Consider the following 12637-nt stretch of genomic DNA (forward strand, 5'->3'; position numbering starts at 1 on the left):
TTTTCTGGTAATTCAGCCCTGTCTAGTCGCTAACCGCTCTCGCGGCAACGGTAGAGACCGGCGAAAAGCATCTAACGCCTGCAGGCTCAACCGGCAACCGGTCTTGCCTCGATAATCACGAAGGCCTGCGCATAGGGGTGTTCATCGGTGATGGTCAAATGGATGTAAGGTTCGTGGCCTGCCGGCATCAGTTCAGCCAGGCGCTCGCCAGCGCCGCCGGTGAGGGACATGGTCGGCTTGCCGCCGGGAAGATTGACCACGCCCATGTCTTTCCAGAACACGCCGTTGGCAAGGCCCGTGCCGAGTGCTTTCGAACAGGCTTCCTTGGCCGCAAACCGCTTTGCATATGAGGCAGCACGGTTCGTGCGGCGATCGGATTTGTGACGCTCCACATCGGTGAAACAACGATTGACGAAGCGATCTCCGAACCGTTCGATCGATTTTTCGATACGGGTGATGTCGATCAGATCGCTGCCGATACCAATGATCATGATGGGGTCCTATACGCTGGCGATGCCGTCGATGGCCGCGTTGAAACGTTTTTTCGCACGTTCAGCCAGCCGTGCCTTGCGGCGCGCCTGGAAGCCGCGCACGGCGAAATAGGTGAAACTGTAGACAACGATGCCGCTGATCAGAGCCGGCGGTATGCAGCCAACGACCATGGGCTTGATGATAGGCCCCCAGAGCTGCGAAAGCTCGGCACGCTCAAACAGATGCCAGAGATTGATATGGCGATGGGGGTCCCCATGGGGAATACCGAGCATGCGGTTGCCAATCTCCCAGGTGGTGGCCCAGAGAAATGGAAATGTCAGAGGATTTCCAAAGCCTGTTCCAATCGCAGCAGCAATCATATTGCCGGCGATGAGATAAGCGATGGCAAAAGCGATGAGGAAATGGAAGCCGACGAATGGGCTCCAGGAAGACGCCACACCCGCTGCAACACCGGCAGCAATGGCATGGGGAGAGGCCGTCAATCTCAAGATGCGCTTGACGATATAATGAAATGGTCGCGCGAATCCCTTGCGTGGCCAAAACAACCCACGCAGTTTTTCAAACAATCCGGCAGGCTTGCGTCGGCGAAAAAGCATGGGTCACATGTAGTGGAACAAAAGCGGCAATGACAAGGCCTCATGCCCGCTTGCATCCGGCTGCCGGGAATTATTTCCCGGCCGATCGATCAAGCTTTTGCGAGATCAGAAATTGTGGCGGCGGAACATGCCGCGATCAACCTGACGCTGACGATGCTCAAGGTCAACGCGGTCGAAGGAGTTGTTGAGATACTGGGTTTCCAGTTCATCGACGCTTGGGATGCGGAATGCACGTGCGAATTTGCGGATCGGTCCAAACATGGTTTCTTCCTTTCAGGATGTCCGTGTCTTGTCTGATCACCAATATAATGGTGCAACGCACAAATGACTATATCCGACTTGGTCACGCTGCCATGCGTCAAGCGCATAACGACACCGAAAAAACGACCAATCTTTGTGCAAGTGACGCAATCGAATTAGGCGCATCGCCATTTCGCCGCTCTCAAAAGTAGCAAACTCGCCAGAAACACTGCCTTCCCACAAAATTGCACGCAGCGCCCTTACCGACACAAAAGGCGACACAGTGAAATCGCGTATTTTCGCATTGCAGGTTCAGCATAGCTCCTGCGCTGCCACCTTGCAGGTCAGTCGTAGAGGCGCTTGATGGTAGAGATGCAATCCAGATCTTTCATCTGCGCAAGCAGCTGGTTGAGCTGGCGCAGGTCCCAGACTTCGATATCGATGGCCATTTCGGTGAAATCGGCAGCGACCCTGACCATTGTCAGGGTTCGGATATTGATATCGAGGCCGGCGATGGTCTGGGCGACGGTGGCAAGCGTTCCAGGCTCGTTGATCGCATTCAGCAGGATGCGGGCATAAAAGCGCGAGCGATTGGCCTCATCGAGGTCCCATCGCACATCGATCCAGCGATCGGGCTCATCGTAGTATTTCTCCAGGATGCCCGCCTGGATGGGATAGATGGTGATGGCTTTTTGATCTTCGACGATACCGACAATGCGGTCGCCCGGCACGGCACCCGAGGGTGAGAAGCGCACTTCGACAGGACCGGACAAGCCACGGATCGGCAGCGGCGCCAGCTCGAGGTCTGCGCCCTCGCCCTCCTTGGAACGCTCCGGCATTTTGAACATCATGCCCGTTGCGCTTGGCACGTGGAACCAGCCCTCGTCATTGGCCGGCTTCACCGTGACGCGCTCGTCCTGATAATCGGGATAAACGGCGCGCAGCACATCCAGCGAGGAGGTTTCGCCACGCCCGACCGAGGCGATGGCGTCTTCCACATCGCGCTGGCCGAGCCTGTGCAGCACGGGCTTCAAAGCATCGCGGGAAAAGATCTTGCCGGCACGCTCGAAGGTGCGCTCCAGAATGCGGTGACCGAGGCCGGCATATTGCTTGCGGATCGCCATGCGGGTGGCGCGACGGATGGCCGAGCGCGCCTTGCCGGTAACGACGATTTCCTCCCAGGCGGCCGGCGGGACCTGCACGCCCGAGCGGATGATCTCCACCTCGTCGCCATTGGACAGCCGTGTCACCAACGGCATGATCGACCCGTTGATCTTGGCGCCGACGGTGGTGTCGCCGATATTGGTGTGGACGGCATAGGCGAAGTCGATCGGGGTCGCACCGCGCGGCAGCGCGATCAGCTTGCCCTTGGGCGTGAAACAAAACACCTGGTCCTGAAACAGCTCCAGCTTGGTGTGTTCCAGAAACTCTTCCGGATTGTCGCCATCGGACAATTGCTCGATGGTGTGGCGAAGCCAGGAATAGGCATTGCTTTCCTTCGACAGCAGTTCGCCCTCGCCGCCCTCGCCATCCTTGTAGAGAGAATGGGCCGCGATACCGTATTCGGCAATGTCGTGCATCCGCTGCGTTCGGATCTGCAGCTCGATACGCTGCCGCGACGGACCGACGATGGTGGTGTGAATGGAGCGGTAGTCGTTCTGTTTGGGCGTCGATATGTAATCCTTGAACCGGCCCGGCACCACGCGCCAGCGAGTATGGACGATACCGAGCGCCCGGTAGCAACCGGGCACGTCGTCGACGATGATGCGAAAACCGTAGACATCGGACAGTTGTTCGAAGGAGAGCGATTTCGACTGCATCTTGCGGAAGACCGAATAGGGCTTTTTCTGCCGGCCCTTCACATGGGCATTCTGCAGACCGTTGGCGATCAGGAGTTCTTCCAGCTCGTCCTCGATCTTCTTGATCAGGCCTTCATTGCGTTGCGACAACTCCTCCAGCCTGTGGGTGACGGTCTCATAGGCTTCGGCATTGATATAGCGGAAGGACAATTCCTCCAGCTCGTCGCGCATATCCTGCATACCCATGCGTCCGGCCAGCGGCGCATAGATTTCCATCGTCTCTTCGGAAATACGGGCGCGCTTGTCGTCGCGCATGTGCTCGAGCGTTCGCATATTGTGCAGGCGGTCAGCCAGCTTGACCAGAAGGACGCGGACATCGTCGGAGATCGCCAGAAGCAGTTTGCGCAGGTTTTCGGCCTGCTTGGCCTTCTTCGATACGAGATCGAGTTTCTTGATCTTGGTCAGTCCCTCGACAAGGCGACCGATATCCTCGCCGAACAGTTCGTCGATTTCCTGACGGGTGGCGCTGGTGTCTTCGATGGTGTCGTGCAGGAGGGCGACCGCGATCGTCGATTCATCGAGATGCATATCGGTCAGAATGGCGGCAACTTCGAGTGGATGGGAGATATAGGGGTCGCCGCTGGCGCGCTTCTGCTGGCCATGCTTTTGCATGGCATATACATATGCCTTGTTCAGGAGAGCTTCGTTAGCATCGGGCTTATATTGTTGAACTCGCTCGACGAGTTCGTATTGCCGCATCATGCAAAGCCACTCCTAAAAACGAAAAGCGCGCCAATCTCTGAGATTGGCGCACAACAATAGCATCAGATATGCCCAGATTAGGGCAATAAATCTTGACGATTAGTAATCGTCGCTCTTTTCCGGTGGCACGAGGCCTTCGATGCCGGCCAGCAGGTCTTCTTCCGACATCTGGTCGAAGGAAACCGTTTCCGGCATGTCGTCGTCCTGATCGGCCTTGACCACATCCGAATTGGACGCGGCAGACGAGCCCATATCCTGTTCCGGCTCGTCGACTTCGACGTGCTTTTGCAGCGAATGGATCAGGTCTTCCTTCAGGTCGCCTGGCGAGAGGGTCTCATCAGCGATCTCACGTAGTGCTACAACAGGGTTCTTGTCCTTGTCGCGGTCAATGGTGATTGCTTCGCCCTGCGAAATCTGGCGCGCACGGTGGCTGGCGAGCAGCACCAGCTCGAAACGATTGTCTACTTTGTCGATGCAGTCTTCAACTGTGACACGGGCCATGGCCTGTCCTTTTGTAACCGAGTTCTCATGGGATTGGGTGACGCGATACAATCAATGGACGACAAATTCAAGTTTTTCCTCAGATCGGCCTTGAGAAGCGCTATCCATGACACATTTAATATATATAAAGTTAAACTCAACCTATGCGTGCTTGGAATGCGACGTTTCTTGCTCTAAAGAAATTCCTTATATGATTAATTCATAATTTACGTGAGTTAATCATTACCATCATAGCAGTGAATTGTTTTTGGCCCGCTTTTGTCAATCGTGACGTTTTGTATGACGAGGAATTTTGGGAATGTTTGACCCACGCGAAAAAATCGGTCTTTTCATCGACGGTGCCAATCTCTACGCCGCCTCGAAAAGCCTCGGCTTCGATATCGATTATCGCAAATTGCTGAAGGCATTTCAGAAGCGCGGCTATCTGCTCAGGGCCTATTACTACACAGCGTTGATCGAGGATCAGGAATATTCCTCCATCCGCCCGCTGATCGACTGGCTCGATTATAACGGCTACAAGGTCGTGACCAAGCCCGCAAAGGAATTTACCGATGCCATGGGCCGACGCAAGGTCAAGGGCAATATGGATATCGAGCTTGCCGTCGATGCCATGGAACAGGCAGAGACGATCGACCATCTGGTGATTTTCTCCGGCGATGGCGATTTCACCACGCTGGTCGAAGCGCTTCAGCGCCGCGGACGCAAGGTGACTGTGGTCTCCACCATGGCCACGCAACCACCCATGATTGCAGACGACCTGCGCCGCCAGGCCGATCACTTTATCGATCTTATTTCGTTGAAAGCGGAAGTTGGACGCGATCCGGGCGAACGCATGCAACGTCCGGCACCGGCTGCGGTGGAAGAAGAAGAGGAAGAATTCGAGGATTGATGCTGAAATGCCGGCCGCAAGGCTGGCTGCAATCAGGCCACACGTTCTTTCGCGCGATGTAGCAGCTTTAAAAATCAACGCCTCTTTTTCGGCGGCATGGTCGGTGAAATCGGCTAAAGTCCTGCCATGCTGCTTACTCGCCCCACAGATGACACCTATTATGACGCGCTGATCCAGCGCGATGCCGCCTATGACGGCTTCGCCTATGTGTGCGTCTCGTCCACCGGCATCTTCTGCCGTTTCACCTGCCCCGCCCGCAAGCCAAAGCGCGAAAACTGTATCTTTGAGGAGACCGTCGGCGTCTGCCTGGAAAAAGGGTTCCGTCCGTGCAAGCGCTGCACCCCGATGCTCAAGCTCAAGGGTCACGATCCCATTGTCTCGCGTCTGCTGTCTGCGCTCGATGCCGAGCCGCAGCGACGCTGGTGCGAGGCCGACATCGAGGCTATGGGGCTGGATCGCACCACGGTGCGGCGCGCCTTCAAACGACAATTCGGCATGAGCTTTCTGGAAATTGCCCGGCTTCGCCGTGTGGGCAAGGCCGCCGAGAGCCTGACCATTGGTGCCGATGTGATCGATGCCCAGCTCGACGCCGGATATGATTCCGGTAGCGGCTTTCGATCCGCCATCATCCAGCTCTTTGGCGACGCCCCTGCGCGGATGAAGGGCAAGCCGCTCCTGAAAGCCGACTGGATCGAGACACCGATTGGCCCATTGATGGCGATTGCCTGCGACCACGCCTTACATCTTCTGGAATTCATCGACCGCCCTGCCCTGCCAACCGAAATTCGCCGACTGCAGAGAAACAACAGCTGCGGTATCGTGATGGGGCGCACCGGGATCACAGAGCAGATAAGGCGCGAATTGAACCGTTATTTCGATGGCCATGACGATGGTTTCGAGACGCGGATCGGTGGCCATGGCACGCCATTCGAGCGGCAGGTCTGGGAAGAATTGCGGCGGATCCCGCCGGGTACCCAGCGCAGCTACTCCGACCAGGCAAAGGCAATCGGTCGCGATAGCGCCGTGCGCGCCGTTGCCCGCGCCAACGGTGCCAACCAGATCGCCATCGTCATCCCCTGCCACCGGGTGCTGGGCGCCGACGGTTCTCTGACAGGCTATGGTGGCGGCCTGTGGCGCAAGAGATGGCTTCTGGAGCACGAAAAACGCATGATCGCCCGGACACACAGGTCAATTTGAGGCATCTATTGCGAACCGAAAGAGATTGGAACTGACCTTGAGCGCTGACAAAGCAAAGACATTCGCCGCCCTTCACGTGAAGGGAAATCCGCTCGTGCTCTACAATATATGGGATGCCGGCTCGGCAAAGGCCGTTGCAGAGGCAGGAGCGCCGGCCCTTGCCACCGGGAGCTGGTCTGTTGCCGCAGCCCATGGCTATGCCGATGGGGAGAGCATTCCACTCGATCTGGTTGAAACGGTCACGGCGCGCATAACGGCGACAGTCGATCTGCCGCTCACGGTGGATTTCGAAAGCGGATATGCGCTCGATGCCGAGGCGGTGGCTGCCAATGTTCTCAGAATCATCAAAGCCGGTGCCGTCGGAATCAATTTCGAGGACAGCTTTGACAATGAAAGCAGGATGCACAGTGTCGAGCGACAGGTCGCCTGCATCAAGGCGATCCGCGCCATGGCGCTCGCTGAAGGGGTCCCGCTCTTTATCAACGCGCGCAACGACTATTTTCTGGCCGAAAACAATGCTGAGCGCCACCCGGATCTGATGCCGGATGCGATTGCGCGGGGGCTTGCCTATACGGAGGCTGGCGCTGACGGGTTCTTCGTTCCCGGACTGGCTACAGAAAACCTGATCGCCGAAATCTGCGGTGCAATCGCCCTTCCCGTCAACATCACGGCGATGAGCACGGCAGCGTCCACCGAGACGCTCGCCAGACTTGGCGTTGCAAGGATCAGCCATGGTCCCCGTCCCTACCGAAAGGCCATGGCCGCAATCAAGGACGCTGCGGCATCGGTTTACGGGGCGGCTTAGTCCTCTCGGATCGCGGCATAGGCATGTAGAAACGCACTGCTTTCCCGCAAAACATCATCATCCGTGATGCGAGACATTCCAAACATTCGCTGGACCGATTGACGCAGTGGCGGCATTTTCGCGCCGCATCCTGAGCCGACGATTATTTTCCGGCTCTCCGTCGAACCTCCAACCCAAACCTTTGCCCTGCTGCTCAACCGAGAGGCGGGCTACCCCTCTTTGCGCCTGATTTTTGAAAGGAACAGGACCATGAGCTCGATAGACCAAGACATCACAGGCCCGCTTGCCTCTGCCGCTCGGACACTGCGCAGCTGCATCTTTTCCCCAGTGCGCGTCTTGGTCTGGCTCTATCGCGTCATGAACCGAGGATATCGAGTGAATCGTCTCGTCGATGTCGACGAGCGGCAATTGCGCGATATCGGACTGTCAGGGGATGGCATCAACGCGTGTTCGCACGCTTTGTTGCGCGCGCGGCGCAATGCGGCGGCTTCCGAACGGGCATCGCTCTTATTGCTGATGGGGCGAAGCGGCCTTTAACAAAGACCTGCGACCGACCGGCATATTCAATTCAGTGGATATGCCGGCAATACCAGGAGATGGTGGGTTCAACCCGAATTCTTCAGAATACGGGACTTCTGCCTGTTCCAGTCGCGTTCCTTGGCGGTCTCGCGCTTGTCGTGCAGCTTCTTGCCCTTGGCAAGCGCCAGTTCAAGCTTGGCCCTGCCGCGTTCGTTGAAATAGATCTTCAACGGCACCAGTGTCATGCCTTCGCGATTGATCCCCACCCGCATGCGGCCGATCTCGCGCTTGGACAGCAGCAGTTTGCGGCGACGGCGCGGTTCGTGGTTGAAGCGGTTGGCCTGGAGATATTCCGGAAGATGAGAATTGATCAGCCAGATCTCTTCGCCTTCGTCCGAGGCATAGGATTCGGCGATATTGGCCCTTCCCTCGCGCAAGGCTTTGACCTCGGTGCCAGTCAGCACCAGGCCGGCCTCGTAGGTGTCCATGATCTCATAGTTGAAGCGTGCCTTGCGGTTTTCCGCAACGATCTTTTTGACCACACGCTGGCTGCCCTTGGGTGCCATGATACCGATCCGTTCTCCCGGAATGTCTATTTTCGCCCTGTTGCAAACGCGCCGGGGCTCATGATTGTTTCTATGTAGTGTCGATCAGCGGCAAAGAAAAGGCGGACAGAGCCAAGGCTGTGCCCGCCGTCTCATTATACGCTCAGTTCAGAAGTCCGGCATGCTTCAGCGCGGCATCGATGGCCAATGCCGTCGACGGTTCGACCGACGGCACCAGCGGCGAGCGCACGGTGAACTTCATGCGGCCAAGCTTTGACAGCGCATATTTGACGCCACAGACACCCGGCTCGAGGAAGATTGCCTTGTGCAGCGGCATCAGGCGATCCTGATATTCGAGCGCCTTTTTGAAATCGCCGGCGGCCGTCGCCGCCTGGAATTCGGCACAGAGACGCGGAGCAGCATTGGCGGTCACGGAAATACAGCCAACGCCGCCATGGGCATTGAAGCCAAGCGCGGTTGCATCTTCGCCGGACAGCTGGACGAAGTCCTCGCCGCAGGTGATGCGCTGTTCGGACACGCGCTCGATCTTGCCGGTGGCATCCTTCACACCGACAATATTCTTATGCGCCTTGGCGAGCGCGCCCATTGTCTCCGGTGACATGTCGATGACGGAGCGCGGGGGAATATTGTAGATGATGATCGGCAGCGAAACGGCATCGGCGATGGCCGAGAAATGCGCAATCAGGCCCTTTTGCGTAGGCTTGTTGTAATAGGGCGTAACCACCAGCAGTGCATCGGCACCGGCCTTTTCGGCATGCTGAGCAAGCTCAATCGCTTCGCGTGTATTGTTGGATCCCGCACCGGCGATCACCGGCACGCGTTTTTTGGCAATTTCGATGCACAGTTCCACCACCCGTTTGTGCTCGGCATGGGACAAAGTTGGCGATTCGCCTGTTGTGCCCACCGGTACGAGACCGGACGAGCCTTCAGCGATCTGCCATTCCACATGAGCGGCAAATGCAGCTTCGTCGACACTGCCGTCTTCGGCGAAAGGTGTGACGAGCGCGGGCATGGAACCCTGGAACATGCAAGAAACTCCCTGACGGCCGAATTCATTGTTCAGCCGCATTCATCGGTTACGAGGCGCACAGTTCATTTTGCCCCCTGACGGCGACAAGCTGGCGTGCCCAAGGCTTTTAAGCGAGAAATCGCCAACGTAAAAGCCCGAAATCATTCGGATGTGGTATGCTTCGGCCAATCGCGTTGCACCGGGCGGCAGAATGCCATGCCGCTTCAAGGAGCCCCATGACACGCCGTGTTTGTCTTGCATCCGCAATTGCTATCTGGGTCGCCTGCGTTGCCCCGGCTGTGGCTGAAGATGCGCTTGGCTTCGTACCGGTTCCATCTGTCAAACCGCCTGCCCCCTTTGCCGAAAGCCTGTCCGACCATGGCGCGCCAACTGCGCCCGTCAATAGCGATCTGAAGGCCGGTCTGGACGCCCTTTCCAACAAGGACGGTGCTCAGGCACTCGCCATCCGCAACGGCATGAAACAATCGCTCGATCGCCATATGCTGACATGGTCGATTGCCATGTCGGGGCTCAGCAGCGTTCCATCCGCAGACATTGCCGCTGCCCAGCGCGAGTTGAAGACCTGGCCCGGTCTGGCAGCCCTTCGCGCCAATTCGGAACGGGCGCTCTACCGGGAAGATCCGCCGGCGGATCAGGTGCTTGCAGCCTTTGGCAGCAGTCGCGCCGAGACGGTTGAAGGAAACATCGTTCTTGCCAAAGCCGAGCTTGCCAAAGGCGAAAAGACAAAGGCACGCGCGCTTATCCTTCGTCTGTGGCACGGCGACGCCCTCAACACCAAGCTTGAGGACACAATCCTTGATGCCTTTCCCGGTCTGCTATCCGTCGAAGATCACAAGGCCCGGATGGACTATTTGCTCTATCGCAGCCGCGTGACCCAGGCGAAACGCTTTTCGCAGTTGGGTCAGGCAGCGTCGCTCTATAATGCCTGGAGTGCCGTCATCAATCGCTCGTCCAGGGCAGATGAGTTGATCCAGGCCGTGGACAATCTATGGGCCAATGACCCTGCATATCTTTTCATCCAGATTGAGAACCTGCGGCATCAGGACAAGTATGACGAGGCGGCAGCGTTGCTGGCCAAGGCGCCGCACGATCCGAAAAAGCTGATCAATCCCGGCGAGTGGTGGAACGAACAGCGCATCACCGCGCGCGGGCTGGCGGATGATGGGAAATTCAGCAAGGCCTACCGACTTGTTGCCAACCATCTTGCCACGGAACCGACCGATATTGTTGACGCGGAATTTCACGCAGGCTGGTTTGCGCTGCGCGGGCTGGATGACACAAAGGCGGCAGCCAGACATTTCAGCAAGATCCTCAGCGTCTCCAGCGGGCCGATTTCAGCCTCGCGTGCCTGGTATTGGCTGGGCCGAACGGCAGAAGAGGCCGGCGACAAGGCCAGAGCGACGGCCAATTTCGGCAAGTCCGCCAATTTTCCCAGCACATTCTATGGCCAGCTCGCGGCGGCGCGTCTCAAGCAATCCAGTTTGAAGATAGATTATCCGGCGCCGAACGAAGCGGAGCGCACCCGATTCGGACGCCGCGAGGCAGTTCAGGCCATTTCGCGTTTCGAGCAGGCGGGGCATGGCTGGCGCGCGGCCAGCCTTTATCGCGCACTTGCAAACGAACTCGATTCGCCCGGCGAGCTTGCTTTGCTGACGGCCAAGGCAGAGAAATCCGGCGATCATCAACTGTCTTTGCAGATCGGCAAGATCGCCTATGGACGCGGTATCGATGTGCCGGCGCTTGCCTTTCCGATCGGCGTCATCCCGGCCAGTGCCAATATTGCGGGCTCAGGCACGGCCCTGGCCTACGCCATTGCGCGACAGGAAAGCGCGTTCAATCCGGCAGCCGTTTCGCCTGCCAATGCCCGCGGACTGCTGCAATTACTGCCGGGAACCGCCAAGGGTGTCGCCCGTCGGCACGGAATTGCCTATTCACCGGACAGGCTGACCAGCGATGCGGGATATAATGCCACGCTCGGGGCGCATTATCTGGGCGAGCAGATCGACAGTTTCGGCGGATCCTACATCCTGACCTTCATTGCCTATAATGCTGGCCCAAAGCGGGTTCCGCAGTGGATTGCCCGTTACGGCGACCCGACGGGCCGGCCCATTGACGATGTGGTGGACTGGATCGAGCGCATTCCCTTTCCCGAAACGCGCAACTATGTGCAGCGGGTGATGGAAAACTACGAAGTCTACAAAGTGCGGCTTGGCCAGAAGGCCGAAATCGAGCACGATCTGCGCTATGGACGCTAGCTCATCGCGTGAAGTGTCCAGTCATTGGAGGATTTCATGGGTCAGCAAAGTGGTTTCAGCGAGGAATATTATGACAGCAGCGATGGACTGAAGCTTTATGCCCGGATCTACGGCGATCCGAAGGCCACCCGAACCATTGTCTGCCTGCCCGGATTGACCCGCAACTCCCGCGACTTCCATGATCTGGCGGTGCAGCTGACTGACAGAGACAGTTCTTGCCGCGTGATCACACTCGATTCGCGTGGCCGCGGCCTCTCAGGCTGGGACGACAACAAGCAGAACTACAATCTCGTTGTCGAGGCAGGCGATGTCCTGACGGCCTGCGCGGCATTCGGTGTTTCCAAAGCCAGTTTTATCGGCACGTCGCGCGGCGGCTTGATCCTGCATCTGCTGATCGCCATGCGACCGGAGCTGATTGAGTCGGTTGTCTTGAACGATGTCGGGCCGGAACTTGGCATCGAAGGGCTGCGACATATTCAAAGTTATCTCACCTCGCCTCGCCCCGCCCCCAAGGACTGGGAGGAGGCCACGGCTTATGTTCAGGATAACCATGGCGCTGAATTTACGGCACTTTCAGCGGATGATTTCCGCGATATGGCAGCGGCCATCTACCGCGAGGTGGATGGCATGATCCGTCCCGACGTCGATCCGGCGATCGCGCGTCAGTTTGCCGATCTCGACCTCAGCAAACCGCCATCGGATCTTTGGCCGCAATTCGATAAGTTTGCGGGTCTGCCCGTGATGGTGGTGAAGGGGGAGAATTCCAAGCTGCTGACGGAGGGCATTGTTGCGCGGATGGCCGAAAAGCATGTCGGGCTTACGGTTGTGATAGCTGAAGGACAGGGCCACGCGCCGGTCTTGCATCTGGACGGGATCGGCGCGGCGATCGGAGATTTTTTCTCGCGCGGGTGATCACGGGTCAATGTAATCGAAGCTCCAACCATAGAATGCAAAAAGCCCGGCCTATGAGGCCGGGCTTTCCGTAA

13 protein-coding genes are annotated in these 12637 nt (G+C 57.7%); 6 read left to right on the forward strand and 7 right to left on the reverse strand.

Translation table 11 applies throughout. The features are described 5' to 3' along the window. Positions 1–86: 86 nt before the first annotated feature. The 5 genes from acpS to rpoZ all read right to left on the reverse strand — a co-directional run bounded on the left by acpS (position 87) and on the right by rpoZ (position 4390). Positions 87–491, reverse strand: a complete 405-nt coding sequence (acpS, locus tag ACWPM9_RS14230; protein ID WP_484755539.1) for a holo-ACP synthase — start codon at positions 489–491, stop codon at positions 87–89. A 9-nt stretch (positions 492–500) separates the two neighbouring features. After that, on the reverse strand, positions 501–1088 hold the full coding sequence (locus tag ACWPM9_RS14235; RefSeq protein WP_428185259.1) for a DUF2062 domain-containing protein: 588 nt from the start codon (positions 1086–1088) through the stop codon (positions 501–503). Between the two features lie 105 nt (positions 1089–1193). After that, entirely contained in the window at positions 1194–1349 is a 156-nt protein-coding gene (locus ACWPM9_RS14240) for a DUF3563 domain-containing protein (RefSeq protein WP_428185260.1), read from the reverse strand. Between the two features lie 323 nt (positions 1350–1672). Further along, the gene (locus ACWPM9_RS14245) at positions 1673–3889 is read right to left on the reverse strand and encodes a RelA/SpoT family protein (protein ID WP_428185261.1); all 2217 of its coding nucleotides are present in this window, start codon (positions 3887–3889) and stop codon (positions 1673–1675) included. A gap of 99 nt (positions 3890–3988) precedes the next feature. Further along, positions 3989–4390, reverse strand: a complete 402-nt coding sequence (gene rpoZ, locus ACWPM9_RS14250; RefSeq protein WP_428185262.1) for a DNA-directed RNA polymerase subunit omega — start codon at positions 4388–4390, stop codon at positions 3989–3991. Between the two features lie 298 nt (positions 4391–4688). Between rpoZ and ACWPM9_RS14255 the strand changes: the two genes are divergently transcribed. The 4 genes from ACWPM9_RS14255 (at position 4689) to ACWPM9_RS14270 (ending at position 7818) form a co-directional block, all read left to right on the forward strand. Then, the gene (locus ACWPM9_RS14255) at positions 4689–5279 is read left to right on the forward strand and encodes a LabA-like NYN domain-containing protein (RefSeq protein WP_428185263.1); all 591 of its coding nucleotides are present in this window, start codon (positions 4689–4691) and stop codon (positions 5277–5279) included. 126 nt (positions 5280–5405) lie between these two features. Beyond that, entirely contained in the window at positions 5406–6476 is a 1071-nt protein-coding gene (locus ACWPM9_RS14260) for a bifunctional transcriptional activator/DNA repair enzyme AdaA (protein WP_484755540.1), read from the forward strand. Positions 6477–6513: 37 nt separating this feature from the next. Continuing rightward, complete coding sequence (locus ACWPM9_RS14265) at positions 6514–7281, forward strand: isocitrate lyase/PEP mutase family protein (RefSeq protein ID WP_484755541.1); 768 nt, start codon at positions 6514–6516, stop codon at positions 7279–7281. A gap of 249 nt (positions 7282–7530) precedes the next feature. Beyond that, positions 7531–7818: a hypothetical protein gene (locus tag ACWPM9_RS14270; RefSeq protein WP_484755542.1), complete on the forward strand. Its 288-nt coding sequence runs from the start codon at positions 7531–7533 to the stop codon at positions 7816–7818. A 68-nt stretch (positions 7819–7886) separates the two neighbouring features. Here the strand turns inward: ACWPM9_RS14270 and smpB are convergent, their stop codons facing one another. Beyond that, positions 7887–8366 (reverse strand): SsrA-binding protein SmpB, encoded by a 480-nt coding sequence (gene smpB, locus ACWPM9_RS14275; RefSeq protein WP_484755543.1) that lies wholly within the window; start codon positions 8364–8366, stop codon positions 7887–7889. A 142-nt stretch (positions 8367–8508) separates the two neighbouring features. Further along, on the reverse strand, positions 8509–9393 hold the full coding sequence (gene dapA, locus ACWPM9_RS14280; protein WP_484755544.1) for a 4-hydroxy-tetrahydrodipicolinate synthase: 885 nt from the start codon (positions 9391–9393) through the stop codon (positions 8509–8511). A gap of 218 nt (positions 9394–9611) precedes the next feature. On the opposite strand from dapA, the gene ACWPM9_RS14285 reads away from it, so the two are divergent. Then, the gene (locus ACWPM9_RS14285) at positions 9612–11651 is read left to right on the forward strand and encodes a lytic transglycosylase domain-containing protein (protein WP_484755545.1); all 2040 of its coding nucleotides are present in this window, start codon (positions 9612–9614) and stop codon (positions 11649–11651) included. Positions 11652–11687: 36 nt separating this feature from the next. Next, positions 11688–12563, forward strand: coding sequence for an alpha/beta fold hydrolase (locus tag ACWPM9_RS14290; RefSeq protein ID WP_484755546.1), 876 nt, complete (start codon positions 11688–11690; stop codon positions 12561–12563). Positions 12564–12637: the final 74 nt, after the last annotated feature.

Source organism: Agrobacterium sp. H141, from assembly GCF_057158725.1.

Coding starts and splice junctions, on each gene's coding strand:
- acpS (WP_484755539.1), bottom strand. CDS start 491: ATGATCATTGGTATCGGCAGCGATCTGATCGACATCACCCGTATCGAA.
- ACWPM9_RS14235 (WP_428185259.1), bottom strand. CDS start 1,088: ATGCTTTTTCGCCGACGCAAGCCTGCCGGATTGTTTGAAAAACTGCGT.
- ACWPM9_RS14240 (WP_428185260.1), bottom strand. CDS start 1,349: ATGTTTGGACCGATCCGCAAATTCGCACGTGCATTCCGCATCCCAAGC.
- ACWPM9_RS14245 (WP_428185261.1), bottom strand. CDS start 3,889: ATGATGCGGCAATACGAACTCGTCGAGCGAGTTCAACAATATAAGCCC.
- rpoZ (WP_428185262.1), bottom strand. CDS start 4,390: ATGGCCCGTGTCACAGTTGAAGACTGCATCGACAAAGTAGACAATCGT.
- ACWPM9_RS14255 (WP_428185263.1), top strand. CDS start 4,689: ATGTTTGACCCACGCGAAAAAATCGGTCTTTTCATCGACGGTGCCAAT.
- ACWPM9_RS14260 (WP_484755540.1), top strand. CDS start 5,406: ATGCTGCTTACTCGCCCCACAGATGACACCTATTATGACGCGCTGATC.
- ACWPM9_RS14270 (WP_484755542.1), top strand. CDS start 7,531: ATGAGCTCGATAGACCAAGACATCACAGGCCCGCTTGCCTCTGCCGCT.
- smpB (WP_484755543.1), bottom strand. CDS start 8,366: ATGGCACCCAAGGGCAGCCAGCGTGTGGTCAAAAAGATCGTTGCGGAA.
- dapA (WP_484755544.1), bottom strand. CDS start 9,393: ATGTTCCAGGGTTCCATGCCCGCGCTCGTCACACCTTTCGCCGAAGAC.
- ACWPM9_RS14285 (WP_484755545.1), top strand. CDS start 9,612: ATGACACGCCGTGTTTGTCTTGCATCCGCAATTGCTATCTGGGTCGCC.
- ACWPM9_RS14290 (WP_484755546.1), top strand. CDS start 11,688: ATGGGTCAGCAAAGTGGTTTCAGCGAGGAATATTATGACAGCAGCGAT.